Source organism: Bradyrhizobium valentinum, from assembly GCF_001440405.1.
Classification (GTDB): domain Bacteria; phylum Pseudomonadota; class Alphaproteobacteria; order Rhizobiales; family Xanthobacteraceae; genus Bradyrhizobium; species Bradyrhizobium valentinum.
On the sequence record NZ_LLXX01000138.1, the window covers coordinates 1 to 17,749 of the forward strand.

22 protein-coding genes are annotated in these 17,749 nt (G+C 63.7%); 15 read left to right on the forward strand and 7 right to left on the reverse strand.

Features of this window, described 5'->3' with window-relative positions:
- Together mtaB and dapF are read right to left on the reverse strand one after the other, a co-directional pair.
- The coding region (gene mtaB / locus CP49_RS23960; RefSeq protein WP_057852646.1) for a tRNA (N(6)-L-threonylcarbamoyladenosine(37)-C(2))-methylthiotransferase MtaB at nt 1–1,128 on the reverse strand (1,128 nt) is incomplete at its 3' end.
- 1 nt (nt 1,129) lies between these two features.
- On the reverse strand, nt 1,130–2,002 hold the full coding sequence (dapF, locus tag CP49_RS23965; protein ID WP_057852647.1) for a diaminopimelate epimerase: 873 nt from the start codon (nt 2,000–2,002) through the stop codon (nt 1,130–1,132).
- Nucleotides 2,003–2,187: 185 nt separating this feature from the next.
- On the opposite strand from dapF, the gene CP49_RS23970 reads away from it, so the two are divergent.
- A complete protein-coding gene (locus tag CP49_RS23970; RefSeq protein ID WP_057852648.1) occupies nt 2,188–2,862 on the forward strand; it encodes a GyrI-like domain-containing protein in 675 nt (224 codons plus the stop codon).
- A gap of 5 nt (nt 2,863–2,867) precedes the next feature.
- The gene (locus CP49_RS23975) at nt 2,868–3,563 is read left to right on the forward strand and encodes an SIMPL domain-containing protein (RefSeq protein ID WP_057852664.1); all 696 of its coding nucleotides are present in this window, start codon (nt 2,868–2,870) and stop codon (nt 3,561–3,563) included.
- A 131-nt stretch (nt 3,564–3,694) separates the two neighbouring features.
- On the opposite strand, the gene CP49_RS23980 is transcribed toward CP49_RS23975, so the two are convergent.
- Nucleotides 3,695–4,759, reverse strand: coding sequence for an MBL fold metallo-hydrolase (locus CP49_RS23980; protein ID WP_057852649.1), 1,065 nt, complete (start codon nt 4,757–4,759; stop codon nt 3,695–3,697).
- A gap of 499 nt (nt 4,760–5,258) precedes the next feature.
- Between CP49_RS23980 and ffh the strand changes: the two genes are divergently transcribed.
- The 9 genes from ffh to CP49_RS48965 all read left to right on the forward strand — a co-directional run bounded on the left by ffh (nt 5,259) and on the right by CP49_RS48965 (nt 12,112).
- Nucleotides 5,259–6,806 (forward strand): signal recognition particle protein, encoded by a 1,548-nt coding sequence (gene ffh, locus CP49_RS23985; protein WP_057852650.1) that lies wholly within the window; start codon nt 5,259–5,261, stop codon nt 6,804–6,806.
- Nucleotides 6,807–6,981: 175 nt separating this feature from the next.
- Nucleotides 6,982–7,311 (forward strand): 30S ribosomal protein S16, encoded by a 330-nt coding sequence (gene rpsP, locus CP49_RS23990; RefSeq protein WP_057852651.1) that lies wholly within the window; start codon nt 6,982–6,984, stop codon nt 7,309–7,311.
- A gap of 149 nt (nt 7,312–7,460) precedes the next feature.
- On the forward strand, nt 7,461–7,985 hold the full coding sequence (gene rimM, locus CP49_RS23995) for a ribosome maturation factor RimM (protein ID WP_057852652.1): 525 nt from the start codon (nt 7,461–7,463) through the stop codon (nt 7,983–7,985).
- Nucleotides 7,986–7,995: 10 nt separating this feature from the next.
- Nucleotides 7,996–8,715, forward strand: coding sequence for a tRNA (guanosine(37)-N1)-methyltransferase TrmD (trmD, locus tag CP49_RS24000; RefSeq protein WP_057852653.1), 720 nt, complete (start codon nt 7,996–7,998; stop codon nt 8,713–8,715).
- 112 nt (nt 8,716–8,827) lie between these two features.
- Complete coding sequence (gene rplS / locus CP49_RS24005) at nt 8,828–9,208, forward strand: 50S ribosomal protein L19 (RefSeq protein ID WP_057852665.1); 381 nt, start codon at nt 8,828–8,830, stop codon at nt 9,206–9,208.
- Between the two features lie 310 nt (nt 9,209–9,518).
- Nucleotides 9,519–9,653, forward strand: a complete 135-nt coding sequence (locus CP49_RS48710) for a hypothetical protein (protein ID WP_276326586.1) — start codon at nt 9,519–9,521, stop codon at nt 9,651–9,653.
- A gap of 75 nt (nt 9,654–9,728) precedes the next feature.
- A complete protein-coding gene (gene leuC / locus CP49_RS24010; protein ID WP_057852654.1) occupies nt 9,729–11,135 on the forward strand; it encodes a 3-isopropylmalate dehydratase large subunit in 1,407 nt (468 codons plus the stop codon).
- A 160-nt stretch (nt 11,136–11,295) separates the two neighbouring features.
- Nucleotides 11,296–11,505: a hypothetical protein gene (locus tag CP49_RS24015; RefSeq protein ID WP_057852655.1), complete on the forward strand. Its 210-nt coding sequence runs from the start codon at nt 11,296–11,298 to the stop codon at nt 11,503–11,505.
- A gap of 211 nt (nt 11,506–11,716) precedes the next feature.
- A complete protein-coding gene (locus tag CP49_RS48965; protein ID WP_057852656.1) occupies nt 11,717–12,112 on the forward strand; it encodes a hypothetical protein in 396 nt (131 codons plus the stop codon).
- 305 nt (nt 12,113–12,417) lie between these two features.
- On the opposite strand, the gene CP49_RS43185 is transcribed toward CP49_RS48965, so the two are convergent.
- From CP49_RS43185 to CP49_RS24030, 3 genes are all read right to left on the reverse strand, one after another.
- On the reverse strand, nt 12,418–12,726 hold the full coding sequence (locus CP49_RS43185; protein WP_197423207.1) for a hypothetical protein: 309 nt from the start codon (nt 12,724–12,726) through the stop codon (nt 12,418–12,420).
- Nucleotides 12,723–13,040 (reverse strand): hypothetical protein, encoded by a 318-nt coding sequence (locus CP49_RS48970; RefSeq protein ID WP_057852657.1) that lies wholly within the window; start codon nt 13,038–13,040, stop codon nt 12,723–12,725. Before CP49_RS48970 ends, CP49_RS43185 begins: the two co-directional genes overlap by 4 nt.
- A 335-nt stretch (nt 13,041–13,375) precedes the next feature.
- A complete protein-coding gene (locus CP49_RS24030; RefSeq protein WP_057852658.1) occupies nt 13,376–13,714 on the reverse strand; it encodes a hypothetical protein in 339 nt (112 codons plus the stop codon).
- Nucleotides 13,715–13,820: 106 nt separating this feature from the next.
- On the opposite strand from CP49_RS24030, the gene CP49_RS24035 reads away from it, so the two are divergent.
- From CP49_RS24035 to CP49_RS24045, 3 genes are all read left to right on the forward strand, one after another.
- Nucleotides 13,821–14,219 (forward strand): metallopeptidase family protein, encoded by a 399-nt coding sequence (locus tag CP49_RS24035; protein ID WP_057852659.1) that lies wholly within the window; start codon nt 13,821–13,823, stop codon nt 14,217–14,219.
- A gap of 85 nt (nt 14,220–14,304) precedes the next feature.
- Nucleotides 14,305–14,910: a 3-isopropylmalate dehydratase small subunit gene (gene leuD, locus CP49_RS24040; protein WP_057852660.1), complete on the forward strand. Its 606-nt coding sequence runs from the start codon at nt 14,305–14,307 to the stop codon at nt 14,908–14,910.
- Between the two features lie 61 nt (nt 14,911–14,971).
- Complete coding sequence (locus CP49_RS24045; protein WP_057852661.1) at nt 14,972–15,760, forward strand: glycosyltransferase family 32 protein; 789 nt, start codon at nt 14,972–14,974, stop codon at nt 15,758–15,760.
- A gap of 142 nt (nt 15,761–15,902) precedes the next feature.
- On the opposite strand, the gene CP49_RS24050 is transcribed toward CP49_RS24045, so the two are convergent.
- Nucleotides 15,903–16,781 (reverse strand): HpcH/HpaI aldolase/citrate lyase family protein, encoded by an 879-nt coding sequence (locus tag CP49_RS24050; RefSeq protein WP_057852662.1) that lies wholly within the window; start codon nt 16,779–16,781, stop codon nt 15,903–15,905.
- Nucleotides 16,782–16,900: 119 nt separating this feature from the next.
- Here CP49_RS24050 and CP49_RS24055 point away from each other — a divergent pair, with 119 nt between their 5' ends.
- Nucleotides 16,901–17,548 carry a carbonic anhydrase gene (locus tag CP49_RS24055; RefSeq protein ID WP_057852663.1) on the forward strand — a complete coding sequence of 216 codons (648 nt, stop codon included), beginning with the start codon at nt 16,901–16,903 and terminating at the stop codon, nt 17,546–17,548.
- Nucleotides 17,549–17,749 lie beyond the last annotated feature (201 nt).

The following is a 17,749-nucleotide window of genomic DNA, read 5'->3' on the forward strand; positions in this document are numbered from 1 at the left end:
CGCGCCGACTTCTGCCGCCAGCCGCCGCTGCAATGCGGCCTCGCCCGCCGCACGTAGCCGTTTCGCGCGCGTCTTGATCGCCTCGCCCGCCACCTGCGGCATCCGCGCCGCCGGCGTGCCCGGGCGCTTCGAGTAGGGAAACACGTGCAGGAAGGTGAGATCGCACTCGTCCACGAGATCCAGCGAACGCGCAAACATTTCTTCTGTCTCAGTCGGAAAGCCCGCGATGATATCGGCGCCGAGCGTGATGTCCGGACGGAGCCGCCGCACCTGCGCGCAGAACTCAATCGCGTCGTTCCGCGAATGCCTGCGCTTCATCCGCTTCAGAATCATGTCGTCGCCGGATTGCAGCGACAGATGCAGATGCGGCATCAGCCGCTCGTCGCTGGCGATGACATCGAGCAGATCACGGTCGGCCTCGATGGAATCGATCGATGAAATCCGCAGGCGTTTCAGCTCCGGCACGTGGCGCAAAATCTGTTTTGTCAGTTGCCCGAGCTTCGGATTACCAGGCAGATCGGCGCCGTAGCTCGTGAGGTCCACGCCGGTCAGCACGATCTCGGCATGGCCGCGCTCGGCCAGCGCACGAACCTGATCCACGACCGCCCCCATCGGCACCGAGCGTGAGTTACCGCGGCCGTAAGGGATGATGCAGAAGGTGCAGCGGTGGTCGCAGCCGTTCTGCACCTGCACGAACACCCGCGGCAGGCCGGCCTTGAAGCCGTCAAGCAGATGCGGCGCCATCTCCTTGACTGCCATGATGTCGGCGACCGCGATTTTCTCGCTTGTCCCGATGCCGAAGCCCAGGTCGAACGCCGCGCGCGCACTGCGCCAGGCTTCACTGCGCATCTTGTCGTCATTGCCGACGACGCGATCGACCTCGGCCATTTCGGCAAACATTTCTGCTTGCGTCTGCGCCGCGCAGCCGGTGACGACGATGCGCAAGCCCGGCCGCGCGCGCTTCAGCCGCCGGATCGATTGCCGCGCCTGCGCCACGGCCTCGTTGGTGACCGCGCAGCTATTGATGACGACGGTGTCGGACAAGCCCGCACGCTCCGCCTCGCGGGCGATCACCTCGGATTCGAAGGCGTTGAGACGACAGCCGAACGTGAGGACGTCGACGCTCATCTCACGCGACGTTGGCGAACAGCGCGGGATCGAAGCGGCCTTCATATTCGAAGTCGGCGGTGCCGGTCATCAGCACATGGTCATCGCCTTCGCGCCATTCGATCGCAAGTTTGCCGCCGGGCAGCGTGATTTCGACCGTGCGATTGGCGCGCTTCAGCCGGGCAGCAGCAACTGCGGTCGCGCAGGCGGCCGAGCCGCAGGCTTTGGTCAATCCGACGCCGCGCTCCCAGGTGCGGATCGTGATGTGGTCGCGATCAACGATGTGGGCGAGCGTGATATTGGCGCGCTCGGGGAAGATCGGGTGATTTTCCAAAAGCGGCCCGAAGCGTTCGAGATCGTAGGCGTTGACATCGTCGACCCAGAAGATCGCATGCGGGTTGCCCATCGAGACCACCGACGGCGAATGCAGCACCGGCGCATCGATCGGCCCGACCTGAAGCTCGATATAGCGGGTGTCGCGAAACTCCTCCGCCAGCGGAATATCCTGCCAGCCAAATTTGGGCGCGCCCATGTCGACGGTATAGAGATCGGGGCCCGGGCCCTGCCAGCAGTTCAACAGGCCGGCGCGGGTCTCGAAGGTCACGGCGGTCTGGCCGGTCTTCTCGAACAGGCGGCGCACCACGCAGCGCATGCCATTGCCGCAGGCGCCGGCCTCCGAGCCGTCATTGTTGTAGATGCGGATAAATGCCTCGGTGCCCGAGAGCCGCGGCGGCAGCAATACCATCAACTGGTCATAGGGCACGCCCGCGGGCGAGGCGACCGCACGCGCCTCGTCGGCCGTCACGGTGGCCTTGGAATCGCGCAAATCCACCACGACGATTTCGTTGCCGATGCCGTTCATTTTGGCAAATGCGTGGTTGGCCAGCGCGCCCATGGAATTTCCCAATTTCTGCCTGCCTTATATGGCGAATCTTGGCGCACTGCCTAGTGCGCAGGAGCATATGACGCATCTGTCATGGGACGAAAATGGACCTTGCGTGTTAGGACAATGGCACCATTCTGGCGGGTGCGGACCGGGGATATGCCGCCGCCGGATGGGGTGGATGGAGAATACCTGAAATGAACCGTATCAGCACTTTCCGCGCGGCCATGGTCGCGCTCTCCATGGTTGCATTTGGCGGCGCCGCACTGGCGCAATCGCCGGCGCCCAGCCCTGCACCATCGGCGGCGCCGGTCCCGCCGCCGGCCGAAACCAAATCGCCCGCGGATGCCCCCACGGCGGAAAAAGCCCCGACGCCCGCGCCCCCTCCCCCCGCCGCCAGCGTCCAGAACGCCGACCCCTTCGGCGAGGAGTTCACGCTCGAGCCCAAGAAAGTCGTGGTGATGAAGGGCACGGCGAATTGGGATGCGGCGTTCGACACCCTGATCGACGCGTTCAAGGCGCTGACCGCCCTGCTCGACAAGCAGGGCATCAAGGCCACGGGCAATTCGATGATCGTCTACACCTCGACCGACGACACCGGCTTCACGTTCCTGGCCCAGCTACCGGTCGACCAGGACGTCAAGAGCCTGACCAAGGACATCAGCATGGGCAAGTCGCCCGAGGGCAAGGCGCTGAAATTCGTCCATCGCGGCTCCTACGACAACATGGACAACACCTATGAGGCGATCACCAATCACCTCGACGACAAGAAGCTCGAAGCGAAAGACACCTTCATCGAGGAATACATCACCGATCCCCTGAAGACGGCGGAAGACAAGCTGGTGATCAACGTCTACGTGCCGCTGCGGTGATCGGCGTGAAACGTCCGCTCATCCTCGCCGCCGCTAGCGCCACGTTGCTGGCCGCGCCCGCGCTGGCGCAGACGGTGCCGCCGCCGGCGATCTCAGTGACCGGCGAAGCGAGCGTGTCGGTGGCACCGGATCAGGTGCAGATCGACGGCGGCGTGACATCGGACGCCAAGACCGCGCGCGAGGCCTCGGATGCCAACAACGCCGCGATGGGCAAGGTACTGCTGGCTCTGAAAGGCGCCGGCATCGAGGAGAAAGACTACCAGACCTCGCGGCTGTCGCTGCAGCCGCAATTTGCGACGCCGTCCAAAGAGCGCGCAGGCATCGTTAGCTTCCGCGCCAGCAATCGTGTCACGGTCAAGATCCGCGACGTCACCAAGATCGCCAACGTGATCGACGTGCTGGTTGGCGCCGGCGCCAACGACATCGGCGGCATCAACTTTAGTGTTTCGCAGGCGTCAAAGCATCTGGACGAGGCCCGCGAGAAGGCGATCGCGGACGCCCGCCGCAAGGCCGAGATCTACGCCAAGGCCGCCGGCGTCACGCTCGGCGAGCCGATCAGCGTTTCCGAGGAAGGTGCGCCCGTGCCGTTACATCGCGGCAAGATGGCAGCCCCCATGGCCGCCGGCGCACCGATCGCGCAGGGCGAAGAAACGCTTTCGGTGACGGTGAGCGTGTCCTGGGCGATCAAGCCCGCGCAGTAAATTGCTGTCGTCCCTGCGAAAAGCAGGGACCCATAACCACAGGAAGATGTGGTTATGCCGAACTGGGGCTCCAGCTTTTCCAAACAATGTGCAACGGTGGCTATGGGTCCCTGCGTTCGCAGGGACGACAGTCAGATCTCGCACACCTGCCCCGGTTTCAGCGCCGCAAACCGCTCCGGCGGAACCTTCGCCTCTTTGAGCGCATCGGCCAGCGCATTGACCGGCGCGTCGATCGCCTCATCGGTGAGCTGGAACGTACCGTGATGATGCGCCAGCGCTTGCTCGGCGCCGCAATCGGCGAGCGCTTTCACGGCATCGGACGGATTCATATGCTGGTCCTTCATGAACCAGCGCGGCTCATAGGCGCCGATCGGCAAGATCGCCAGCCGCAGCGGACCGTGCGTCTCGGCGACGCGCCGAAAATGCGTGCCCTCGCCGTAGCCGGAATCGCAGACGATGTAGAGTTTGCCCGCCGGCGTCTCCAACACAAAGCTTGCCCACAGCGCCTTGTTGCGGTCGAACAGGCCCCGCGCGGACCAGTGCCGCGTCGGCACCAGCGTCACTGCGATGCCATTGCCGAGCTCGACCCGATCCTGCCAGTCGAACCCTTCGGCTTTGATCGCCGCATCCGTATCGCGCATGGTGACGTCGTTGCCGAGCGGCGTGATTACGCGCGGCGAAAACTTTTCTGTAAGTTTCGACAGCGTCGCGATGTCGAGATGGTCGTAATGGCCATGCGACACCAGCACGACATCGATCTTCGGCAGCGCGTCGAAGGCGATACCGGGATCGTTGTGTCGCTTCGGCCCGGCGAAGGCGATGGGCGAAGCCCGCATCGACCATACGGGATCGATCAGGATGTTGAGGTCGCGGGTCTGGATCAGCCAGGTGACATGGCCGACGAAGGACAGCCGCACCTTGTCGCCGCTGACCCGCGCCGGCGGCGTATCGCTGTGCGCATTCGCTACCCAATCCGGCCAGCTCGCGCGCTTGCGGTCGGTGCCGAACTGCCAGCGCAGCACCTCCGCCAGCGATTTTGGCGGCGCGCCATCGGGATCGAAGAAGCGCGTGCCGTCGAAATGGTCGGAGACGGGGCCGTCATAGGTTTTCATATTGCTGATCCAGATCGACGGAACGCCGACGGCCGCGGCGGCGCCGGCGAGTACTCCAAAAATATGGCGTCGGGTGATAGGCACGGGAGATCACGAAGGGCGTGAGAGAGCTGACAACATGGGGCGTTATATGGCGTTTGCAGGCTCAACTTGGAACCTGCGGCAAAATTACCGCCCGCCGCTGAACGATCTCTCCAGAAACGCAATATTTCCAATGACTTATACGAAGAACGAGGCCATTTCGACCCAGTTTCTCCTTGACTTTCGCCCCTTCCGGGCGTTTAACCCGCCCACTTCTCGGAAAGATGTTCTTTTCGACCCGCCGCCCGGCCCATGAGACCGGAGGCCAACGCCCGACAGCGCGATGCGCCCTCGGGCGCGAAAGTGTTTGGACGATCGTTTTGGCGTGCTCCGCCGAGACAATTGGCCGTCATACCCCGCGAAGGCGGGGTATCCAGTACGCCGCAGCTTCTCGGTTCAAACGAGCTGCTCTGGAATACTGGATCACCCGCCTTCGCGGGTGATGACAGTAGTGAATGGATCGACGTAGCGCCTGCAAAGGCAGGACAAAGGACAAACGGCATTGTTCGACAATCTGTCGGAAAAGCTTGGTGGGATACTCGATCGGCTGACGGGCCGCGGTTCGCTGTCGGAGGCCGATGTCGACGCCGCGATGCGCGAGGTGCGCCGCGCGCTGCTGGAAGCCGACGTCTCGCTCGACGTTGTCAGAGGTTTTACCGATCGCGTCCGCGAACAGGCGGTCGGGGCTACCGTCGTCAAGTCGGTCACGCCCGGCCAGATGGTGGTCAAGATCGTCCATGACGAGCTGATCGCCACCCTCGGCGCCGACGGCCAGACCATCGATCTCAACGCCGTGCCGCCGGTCGCCATCATGATGGTCGGCCTGCAGGGCTCCGGCAAGACCACCACCACCGCAAAGCTCGCCCGCCGCATGACCCAGCGCGACAAGCGCAAGGTGCTGATGGCCTCGCTCGACATCTACCGCCCGGCGGCGATGGAGCAATTGGCCATGCTCGGCCGCGATCTCGACATCCCGACATTGCCGATCGTGGCGGGACAAAAGCCAGCGCAGATCGCGAAGCGCGCGTTGGAGGCCGGCAAGCTCGGCGGCTACGACGTGGTGCTGCTCGACACCGCCGGCCGCACCACGCTCGACGAAGAAATGATGAGTGAGGCGGCCGAGATCAAAGCCACGGCCAATCCGCATGAAGTGTTGCTGGTCGCGGATTCCTTGACCGGCCAGGACGCGGTCAATCTCGCGCGCGCCTTCGATCAGCGCGTCGGCCTCACCGGCATCGTGCTGACGCGCGTCGATGGCGATGGCCGCGGCGGCGCGGCGCTGTCGATGCGCGCGGTCACGGGAAAACCGATCAAGCTGATCGGCACCGGCGAAAAGACCGACGCGCTGGAAGATTTTCACCCGAGCCGCATTGCCGGCCGCATCCTCGGCATGGGCGACGTGGTATCGCTGGTCGAGCGGGCGGCGGCGAATATCGACGCCGAAAAGGCCGCGCGCACCGCCGAGCGGATGCGCAAGGGTCAGTTCGATCTCACCGACATGCGCGAGCAGTTGCTGCAGATGGCGAATATGGGCGGCATCAGCGGGTTGATGGGCATGATGCCCGGCGTTGCCAAGATGAAGAACCAGATCGCAGCCGCCGGGATCGACGACAAGATCATCAAGCGCCAGGTCGCAATCATCGATTCGATGACGCGGCAGGAGCGCAAGAACCCCGACATCCTCAAGGCCAGCCGCAAGAAGCGCATCGCCGCCGGCGCCGGCCAGAATGTCGAGCAGGTCAACAAGCTCCTGAAGATGCACCGGAACATGGCCGACATGATGAAGGCGATGGGTTCAGGCAAGCGCGGCCCGCTGGCCGGCATCGCACAGGCGATGGGCTTTGGCGGCGGCATGAAGCCGCCCTCGCCCGAGGAGATGAAGGCGCTCGCCGACAAGATGCAAGGCGGCGCCGGAGGCGGCCTGCCGAATTTGCCGAAGGATCTTCCGGTTGGCATGCGTCAGGGCCTGCCGAATCTGCCGGGTCTCACCGGCCTCAGCGGCAAGCCGAACCTGCCGGGCCTCGGCGGCTTTCCGGGGAAGAAGAAATGACCTCTTTCGTCATTGCGAGGAGCGAAGCGACGAAGCAATCCATGCCGCCATATGCGGCGCTATGGATTGCTTCGCGGAGCCTGTCATCGGGCCGGCCAGAGGCCGGACCCGTTGGCTCGGAATGACGGTACGTACAAGTTCAACCATCCAATTTCGTATTTAACAGGAGAACCAAATGTCAGTCGTTATCCGCCTCGCTCGCGCAGGCACCAAGAAGCGTCCGGTCTATCACGTCGTCGTCGCCGACTCGCGTTTTCCCCGCGACGGCCGCTTCATCGAGCGTCTCGGCCATTTCAATCCGCTGCTACCGAAGGACAATGAGGCGCGGCTGAAGCTCGATATGGACAAGGTGAAGTCCTGGCTTGCCAAGGGCGCGCAGCCGTCCGATCGCGTGACCCGCTTCCTGGATGCTGCCGGCGTCGTCAAGCGCACCGCGCGCAACAACCCGGAAAAGGCCGTGCCGCGCAAGGAGCGCAAGGCCGCCGAAGCCGCCGCGAAGGCGTAAACGATGATCCGGGCCTCGTGCTTCGAGACGCACGGCTTTCGCCGTGCTCCTCAGCATGAGGAACTATCCCCGCGTCCCTGCGTAACGGCTTCGCCGTTATCGCTGGAGGAGCGGCGTCTTCGCCGCGTCTCGAAGGATGAGGCCCGCTGATGGCCTCGCAAATTTGCGTCGCCCGTATCGGCGCCGCGCATGGCGTGCGCGGCGCGGTGAAGCTGTGGACGTTCACCGAAGATCCGCTGGCCGTAAAGCATTACGGCCCGCTGATGACCAGGGACGGCGCGCGCCAGTTCGAGGTGACGCATGTCCGCGAGGCCAGGGATCATCTGGTGGCGACGCTCAAGGGCATCGCCACCCGCGAGGATGCCGAACGGCTCAACGGCCTCGAACTCTACGTCGCACGCGAAAAACTGCCTGAGACCGACGAGGGCGAATATTACCACGCCGACCTGATCGGACTTGCCGCAGTCAGTGCCGCGGATGAGCCGCTCGGCCGCGTGATCGCGATCCATAATTTCGGCGCCGGCGACATCATCGAGATCGCGCCCGCGAAAGGCGCCACCATGCTATTGCCGTTCACCGATGCGGTGGTACCGACGGTCGATCTGGCAGGCGGCCGCGTGGTGATCGAACTGCCGCAGGAAATCGAAGGCGACGAAGCCCCGACGCTCACGTGATGGGTTTGATATGACCTGGCGCGCCACTGTCCTCACGCTATTTCCCGAGATGTTTCCCGGGCCGCTCGGCGTCAGCCTGGCGGGCAAGGCGCTGGCGTCCGGCCTGTGGGAGCTGGAGGCGCGCGATATCAGGGATTCTGCCACAGACCGCCACCGCAGTGTGGATGACACCCCGGCCGGCGGCGGCCCAGGCATGGTGCTGCGGGCCGACGTATTGGCGGCGGCGATCGACGCGGCGGATGCGGACCAAGGCCGGCCCCACCTCCTGATGAGCCCGCGCGGTCGGCCATTGACCCAGTCGGAGGTGGCGCAGCTCGCCGCCGGACCGGGCCCGCTGGTCATCTGTGGCCGGTTCGAGGGGGTCGACCAGCGGGTGATCGAAGCACGAAACCTCCAGGAGATCTCGATCGGGGACTATGTGCTTTCCGGAGGCGAGATCGCCGCGATGGCATTGATCGACGCCTGCGTACGGCTTTTGCCGGGGGTCATGGGCAAGCAGGCCTCCGGCGAGGAGGAAAGCTTTTCCGATGGACTACTGGAATACCCCCAATACACCCGCCCGCAGGAGTTCGAAGGCCGCGGCATCCCGGAAATTCTCACTTCCGGTGACCATGCCAAGGTGGCAGCCTGGCGCCGGGCCGAGGCCGAGGCCCTGACCCGGGCGCGGCGGCCGGATCTGTGGGCCGCGAGGGGAGGCCAAGAAGGTACAAAAAGCACGACAGACGGGTGACAAGCGCCACCCGATGCCTTATACGGGCGCCAAATCCGCGCAATGGCAGGATAAAAGGACGTTCGCGCAGCCCGCGCTGGACCGGCTGGGCGCGCCGCCGATGGAGATTTCAATGAACCTCATTCAACAGCTCGAAAAAGAGCAATTCGAAAAACTGTCGGCGACCAAGTCGATCCCGGAATTCGGCCCCGGTGACACCGTGATCGTCAACGTCAAGGTGGTCGAAGGCGAGCGCACCCGCGTGCAGGCCTATGAAGGCGTCTGCATCGGCCGTTCCGGCGGCGGGCTCAACGAGAGCTTCACCGTTCGCAAGATTTCCTACGGCGAGGGCGTGGAGCGCGTGTTCCCCGTGATGTCGCCGATGATCGATTCGATCAAGGTGGTGCGCCGCGGCAAGGTGCGCCGCGCCAAGCTGTATTATCTGCGCCAATTGCGCGGCAAGTCGGCCCGCATCGTCGAGAAGCAGGACCGCGCGACTGCCGTCGGCGAGTAATTCGTCCCGAACGGGATGCGACAAAAGCGCGGGGTTTTGCCCCGCGCTTTTTTGTTGCCGGGCACCCATATAAGGCTGGCGGCTCGTTCCTCGGTTGTCATGCGCGGGCTTGACCCGCGCATCCATCAGGAAAGAAGCGCTCTTGCTCGGAAGGATGGATTGCCGGGTCCCGGCTACGCCAAGGCTTCGCCGCGGCTTCCCGTGCTGGCGCGCCGAAGCTTTAGCGGAGGCGGCAAGCCCGGCAATGACAGACCGGCCCTGCCGCATCGATTGATTGTGGCGCCCACGGGCCATGTGTTAGAAATTCAGAATGGTTCTAGATCGCACCAGCGCCGCCTTCGGCACCGCCCGGCTAGTCGTCATCGACGACCGCTCGCGCCTGCCCGGCCGGTTCTTCGGACGGTTCGCGACCTCGGCGACGTCTGAGCTTACGCGCGCAGCTTGATGCTGCGCTGACGTCCGTTGCTTGCGCGTTCCGCGCTTAACCGCTCACACAGAATTTTTTTTGGAGCTTACGCTCATGTCCAAACCGACCACACTGTACGACAAGATCTGGAACGACCATCTGGTGCACGAAGCCGAGGACGGCACCTGTCTGCTCTATATCGACCGCCACCTGGTACATGAGGTGACCTCGCCGCAGGCGTTCGAAGGCCTGCGCGCCACGGGGCGCAAGGTGCGCGCGCCGGAGAAGACGCTGGCCGTGGTCGACCACAACGTGCCGACGACCGATCGCAGCAAGCCCAATCCCGATCCTGAAAGCGCCGAGCAGATCAAGGCGCTGGCGGAGAACGCCAAGGAATTCGGCGTTGAATATTACAACGAGTTCGACAAGCGCCAGGGTATCGTGCACGTGATCGGCCCCGAGCAGGGATTTACGCTGCCCGGCACCACGATCGTCTGCGGTGACAGCCATACCTCCACCCATGGCGCGTTCGGCGCACTGGCGCACGGCATCGGCACGTCGGAGGTCGAGCACGTGCTGGCAACGCAGACGCTGATCCAGAAAAAGGCCAAGAACATGCGCGCGGTGGTCGACGGCAAATTGCCCGACGGCGTCACCGGCAAGGACATCATCCTGGCGATCATCGGCGAGATCGGCACCGCCGGCGGCACCGGCTATGTGCTGGAATATGCCGGCGACGCCATCCGTGCGCTCTCGATGGAAGGCCGCATGACGGTCTGCAACATGTCGATCGAAGGCGGCGCCCGCGCCGGCCTAGTTGCGCCGGACGAGAAAGCGTTCGAATTCCTGAAGGGCCGCCCCAAATCGCCGAAGGGCGCCGATTGGGACGCCGCGATGCGCTACTGGGAAAAGCTGCGCTCGGACGAAGGCGCGCATTTCGACCACGAGATCCGGCTGGACGCGGCAAAGCTGCCGCCGATCGTGACCTGGGGGACCTCGCCCGAGGACGTGGTGTCGATTTCCGGCTTTGTGCCCGATCCCGACAAGATCGAGGACGAGGCCAAGCGGCTCTCAAAACACCGTGCGCTGAAATATATGGGCCTGACGGCAGGCACGAAGATCACCGATATCAAGCTCGACCGCGTCTTCATCGGCTCCTGCACCAACGGCCGCATCGAGGATTTGCGGGCGGCGGCGAAAATCGCCGAAGGCAAGACCGTCAACGCCAACGTCAACGCGATGATCGTGCCGGGCTCCGGCATCGTGAAGGAGCAGGCGGAAGCCGAAGGCCTCGACAAGATCTTCATCAAGGCGGGCTTCGAGTGGCGCGAGCCGGGCTGCTCGATGTGCCTGGCGATGAATCCTGACAAGCTGAAGCCGGAAGAGCGCTGTGCCTCGACCTCGAACCGCAACTTCGAGGGCCGTCAGGGCTTTAAGGGCCGCACCCATCTGGTGTCGCCGGCCATGGCGGCGGCCGCCGCGATCGCAGGGCACTTTGTCGACGTCCGGGAGTGGCGTTAAAGCGTTTTCAAGCAAACCGGGACCGGTTCGCGTGAAGAAAACGCGTCAGAACAAGAAGTCCCTCCCTTTGTCTAGATAGCGAGGCGTTCTGGCAACGCCGCGTTAACAGGCAAAGGCGCAGACTGATCCCTTGCGAACAGCCTTCGCGAGGGACCCAGCCGTGACGGACAAGCCTGAATTTGTCGATATGATCAGCGAGGCGACGCGGCAGGTGCGGCGCCGCACGACGCCGCGCATCGTCGACCTGCAGCCCGTCGCCAAGGAAACCTCGCGTCTCAGCCATTGGCCGCCGGAACATTGGGCACAGTGGCGGCTGGCGAAGCTGACCCCTTGGAAGATCAAGCCTTGGAAAGGCAAGGATTGGGATTGAGCGAATCTTTCCCGCTCGAAAAAACAGGCGCCCGTCCGGGCGCCTGTTTCGTTTCAGCCTGATCTTACCAATACCGGTATGCGTAGTAGCGGTGGCGCCACCACGGACGACAAATCTTGCGCGGCCCGTAATAGGTCAAGATGATCCGGCAGCGGCGCGGATAATAGTAGGCCGGGTATGTGTAGTAGGCCGGCGCTAAGTAGAAGCGGCTGTGGAAGTGGCGCCGGTGGTGGAAGTGCGGCCGATGGTGGAAGTGCGGCCGGTAGAACGCGTGACGATGTGCGAAGCGGTGTCCGCCGCCATGGAAGACGGGCGCCGGACGAAAACCGCCACGGTGGATCGCCATCCCACCACCTCTGAACCCACCGCCGTGAAAGGCCGCGCCGCCACCGCGGAAGCCGCCGCCATGAAATGCCGCTCCGCCGCCGCGGAAGCCACCGCCATGGAAACCGCCGCCACCACCGCCGCGGAAGCCACCGCCGCCGCCGAAACCACCGCCGCCACCGCCGCGAAAACCGCCGCCGCCCATCCCGCCGCGGTGTTGAACCTCGGTGGCCAGTCCGTCGGTTGCGTATTTTGCCGACGGCGCCGTAGCTGGACTCGCTAGCGAGAGTGCCTCGGCGCGGTGATGTGATGACGCTGCGAGCGCGAACACCGCCGCAGCCGTAACGCCCAAACAGCGGACCAGGCCGCGTCCGGGATCCGATATCGACATGGATGAATCCTCCCTAACCGGCGACGGCGCGCTCAAACCGTTCAACGGTTGGGCCCCGTCGCTTCCTTGCGGTCGCTCCCAACGTTACGTTAGAGACAGGCACGTGAACGCGCCATGAATGCGCTGACCGCAAGGATGAATGCGCAGGAAAGCGCGCTGAAGAAATTTTTGCGGCTGACAGAAGTTGTGCACGCTCGCTACCAGAACGGTCCAAAGCCGATGCCGAAGGTGAACGGCGCGGGCGCGTAGTAGGGATACGGCCGATAGTAGACGGGCCGGGCGTAATAATAAGGCCGGTGGTAGTATGGGCGATAATACGGACGGTAGTACGGACGATAATATCCGTAGTGACGGTAGTATCGCCGCTGCGCGCCGAAATCGGTGGCGTCGGATGTTCCGGCGCTTTGCGCTCTTGCCTGCGGCGCCGCCGCGGCTCTATCGATCGCTCCCGGCCCGGCGAGCGCGAACGCGCCGGCGACAAGGGCTGCAGAGATCAGGCTCCTCACGATGGACTCCTCTTGCGGATGCTGATGTTAGAGATAACAGGCGGCAATCTCGCCAGTTTCAAGGCGACCGCTGAAATCGAAACAGGCCCGCGATGAAGCGGGCCTGTTTGCATCTGCGCCAAGCTGTCGCACTTACCACCGGTGCCAGTGACGATGATGGTGGTGATGATGGCGATGATGGTGATGGTGCCAGCGATGCCACCGATGATGATGATGGTGGTAGCGGTGGTGTCGCCAGTGCACTTCCGTAGTCGCCAGCCTGGCGTCCTCTTGAACCGCCGCGGCAGCGCCGGGATTGCTGAGCGATAGCGCATTCGCACGCTCCGCCGGAGCTGCGATTGCGAGCAATGCGCCAATCGCGGCAAGCCCCAGAACTTTCCTTATCTGCATATGTCATCTCCTTGGGTCGCCGGATGATGCACGTCTGCGCCGAATGGCTCGCATCAACAAAACTGCATTGCCGCGACACGTGCAGACAGTGAAGCAGGTGAATTGAACAGGGTGTGAATGAATGCGCCACGAACATGAACGGATGACGGCCGCAGTCCGCCGCAATCGTTGCGCACGCAAATCGGCGCAGCAGCTACCGCAGAGTCGGAGCCCGACCCGCGTCAACGACATGCGCGAGAAAAATTCGAGCTGGAAAAACCTAGCCGGGCCGCCACCAGCAGTTCATGCGCGGCGTGATCACCGTGCCGCTCGGCCGGTACTCCTGCACGTAATGCGCGGTGCAATCCCGCACGGCGTTGGGGCCGGGGTTGTAGCGCGGGTAGACGTCGGGCGCCCACTCCTGGCTATAGATCGGCACGCGCCGCAGCGGACGCCGGCGCTGGGCGGACACGTCAGTGACGACCGGGCTCGGCGCCTGTGCGATCCGCAGCCCCGATGATGCCGTCTGCGCCTCCGCAGCCGCCACGTCCGGGAGCAAAAGCCCGGCCAAGACAGCCGACAAGGCAGCCGATATGGCGACCGTCACAATCCGCTTCATTGAAGTCCCCAAAACTGATCCCCCGACACGGTCACCGATTGGCGCGTCAAAATCAACTCGCAAAACCAGTATGCGCCCGGGCATAACACACGCTAAATACGACGTGATGTGGACCGAAGCAAAAGCCCCCTCGCTCGCCGAAATGGAAGCCATGGCGCATGAGGTGTTCGAGCGCCTGCCGAAGACGTTTCGAACCCTGTGCCAGGGCGTGATCATCCGCGTCGAGGATTTTCCGACCGACGAGGTCCTGGATGAGATGCAGGCCCAGAGCGAGTTCGACCTGCTCGGCCTGTTCCAGGGCGTTGGCCTGCCGCAGCAGAGCAACGAGGACATTGCCCGCCTTCCCAACATGATCTGGCTGTACCGGCGGCCGATCCTCGACTACTGGGCGGAGCACGACGAGACGCTCGGCCATATCGTCCGCCACGTCCTGATCCACGAGATCGGGCACCATTTCGGGCTGTCGGACGCCGATATGGAGGCAATCGAGGCCAGCGCGGGCTAGGATTGCGTATTTGGGTCTTTTGCCGGGGCCATATTCGCGATAAATCAGCGGCCTGCCCCCAGATTTCAACCGGAAAGTGCGATCGATGGAAAAATTCACCACACTGGAAGGCGTCGCGGCGCCCTTGAAGATCATCAATGTCGACACCGACATGATCATCCCGAAACAGTATTTGAAGACCATCAAGCGCACCGGCCTCGGCAAGGGCCTGTTCTCGGAACAGCGCTACAAGGACGACGGCAGCGAGAACCCGGACTTCGTCCTCAACCAGCCGGCCTATCGCAACGCCAAGGTGCTGGTCGCCGGCGACAATTTCGGCTGCGGCTCGAGCCGCGAGCACGCGCCGTGGGCGCTCCTGGATTTCGGCATCCGCTGCGTGATCTCGACCTCGTTCGGCGACATCTTCTACAACAACTGCTTCAAGAACGGCATTCTGCCGATCCGCGTCACCCAGGACGACCTCGACAAGCTGTTCGACGACGCCGAGCGCGGCGCCAACGCGACGCTGACGATCGATCTCGCCAACCAGGAGATCCGTGGGCCCGACGGCGGCAAGGTGAGGTTCGAGATCGACCCGTTCCGCAAGCACTGCCTGATGAACGGCCTCGACGACATCGGCCTGACCATGGAAAAGAAGTCGTCGATCGACGATTACGAGGCGAAGCTGAAGAAAGAGCGCGCCTGGGCCTGATTGTGCTACGAGAGCCCCGACCAAAATCGGGGCTCTTTTTATATGTGCGGAGGCGACGCGAATGCGGCCTGACGTCGTCACCTTCTGGCACGGCCCGCTCGACGGGCTACGGCTGACCTGCCTGCGGTCGCAGGTCGCCGCCGGCCACAAGGTTACGGTTTACAGTTTCGATCCATTGCCGGGCCTGCCCGACGGCGTCGGCAATGCCGAAGCGGAAGCAATTCTGCCGCATTCCTTTTCCGAGCGGCTTCGTCCGCCCGAGCCGGATGGAAGCTGGCGCGATTGGACCGTTCTGCAGTTCAGCGATTTCTTCCGTATGCGGCTGATGGCAGAGAAGGCCGGGCTGTGGCTCGACGCCGACGTTCTGCTGTTGAGGCCGGTCGAAATTGATCCGGCAAAGCCTTACTTCGCGTGGGAGCGCCGGCGCCAGCTCGGCAACTCAGTCTTGTATCTGCCCACGAAGGATCCGATCGTGCGGGCATTCGAAGAACTGATGGAGCAGGAGGATCTGACGCCGGATTGGCTGGCGCTGCGTCATCGCCTCACCTTCATGCTGCGCCAGCTACGACGCCGATCGAGCCGTCTCTCCGACATCCGCGTCGCCATCTACGGTCCCGCCGCGCTCACCGCACTCGCGCGCCGCTCGAACGAACTGCAGCACGCACTGCCGAAGCAATCCTTCTACGCCGTCCATGCTGAGCCAAAGCTGTTCTTCGAACAGACGGATTTTTCAGGCCTGCTCACCGATCCCGATATCATCGGCCTGCACATCTCGCCAAAAGGCCGCGGCAGCGAGAAGCCGATTTCAGGCAGCCTCTATGCCTGGGCGGCAGAGAGGTTCGGTAAATAGCGGCGGCTTTCTTCCTTCTCCCCTTGTGGGAGAAGGTGCACTCGCGAAGCGAGGGCGGATGAGGGGCTTGTCTCCGCGGATAGAGACCCCTCATCCGGCGCTGCGCGCCACCTTCTCCCACAAGGGGAGAAGGGAAGAAGGCCTAGTTCCCCATAGCCGCGATCGCGTCCGCGATCGCAATCGTCCGCCTCGCCATGTCGGCGTGTAGCCGCTCCACCATCCGGCCGTCGAGCTGGATGGCGCCGCGTGAGGCGTTTTCCGGCCTCTCGAATGCCGCGATGATCTTGCGTGCTTGCTCGACCTCTTCCGCCGGCGGCGTGAAGATGGCGTTGCAGGTCTCGATATGGCTCGGATGGATCAGCGTCTTGCCGTCGAAACCGAGGTCGCGGCCCTGCGCGCATTCGGTCGCAAAGCCGTCGATGTTGCTGATGTCGCTGTAGGGACCGTCGAGAATTTCGAGCCCATGCGCGCGCGTCGCCAAAACGCAGTGCGTGATCATCGGGATCATCGCCGCGCGGCCCGGCTGCATGCGAATCCGGGTCTCCCGCGAAATGTCGTTCGGTCCGAACACGAAGCCGGCGAGCCTGGTTTCGGAATCCCTGGAAGCCGCCGCCAGCTTGTCGGCATCCAGCACGGCGCGCGCGGTTTCGATCATGGCCCAAACCCGGATGGACATGTCGGCATTGATGTCGCTCAGGCGGTTGGCGATGGCGTTGAGATCGGCCACGGAGGAAATCTTGGGAACCAGAATGCCGTCGGGCCTGGCCTTGCCGGCCATGGTGACGTCATCGACCCACCAGGGCGTATCGAGGCTGTTGACCCGGATCAACACCTCGCGCTTGCCGAATCCGCCGGCCGCGATCGCCTTGGCGATCTGGTCGCGGGCCATCGCCTTGGCGTCCGGCGCCACCGAATCCTCGAGGTCGAGAATGATTCCGTCAGCCGGCAGGTTGCGCGCCTTTTCCAGCGCCCGCGCGTTCGATCCCGGCATGAACAACAGGCTGCGGCGCGGACGGGTCATGGCAGATTTCCTCGAAGGTCCTTTGGAACCCACGCGATACCACCTCGCGCCGCCGCCCGAAAGCCTTGTTCCGGTCATCGGCTTATGGTTAGGCATGGCCCAAGACAGGCACAGAGACTATGGCATCGTCATTCCCGCAACATCTGCTCGACGGCTACCGGGCCTTTACCTCACAGCGTCTGCCGACCGAGCAGACACGCTACCGGGAACTGTCCGAGCGCGGCCAATCACCGGCGGTGATGGTGATCGGCTGCTGCGACTCCCGCGTCTCACCGGAAGTGATCTTCGACGCCGGCCCCGGTGAACTCTTCGTGGTACGCAACGTCGCCAATCTGGTACCGGTTTTCCAGCCGGACGGCGGCGCGCATGGCGTCTCCGCGGCGCTGGAATATGCGGTACAGGTCCTGCGCATAAAGCACATCGTGGTGCTCGGGCACGCGCAATGCGGCGGCATCCGGGCCTTCATCGATGACATCGATCCGCTGTCGCCGGGCGATTTCATCGGCCGCTGGATGGCGATGTTCATCAAGCCGGGCGAGAAGGTCAGCCAGCGCGAGCATGAAACCAGGCAGGACTTCACCACGCGGATCGAGAAGGCCGCGGTGTTCCGCAGCCTCGAAAACCTGATGACGTTTCCGTTTGTGCGCACGCGCGTCGAGCGCGGCGAGATGGAATTGCACGGCGCCTATTTCGGCGTTGCCGAAGGCTCGCTGTTCGTGCTCGACCAGCAGGCGAAGGAATTTCGTAGCGTCCGGGATGCGGCATAGCTGGTAGCAACCATTAACCCCTCATGGTGAGGAGGCGCGCAGCGCCGTCTCGAACCATGTGGCCCCGCTGGTGCCTTTCATCCTTCGAGACGCCGCCTCAGGATGAGGTCTGACAGTTGCTCGGGTGGGCACGGCGCAAATGCGCCTTTGCCCACCCTTGTATTAGCGCGAAGGATTAAAGTGGCCTTGTTCCGTGAGGAA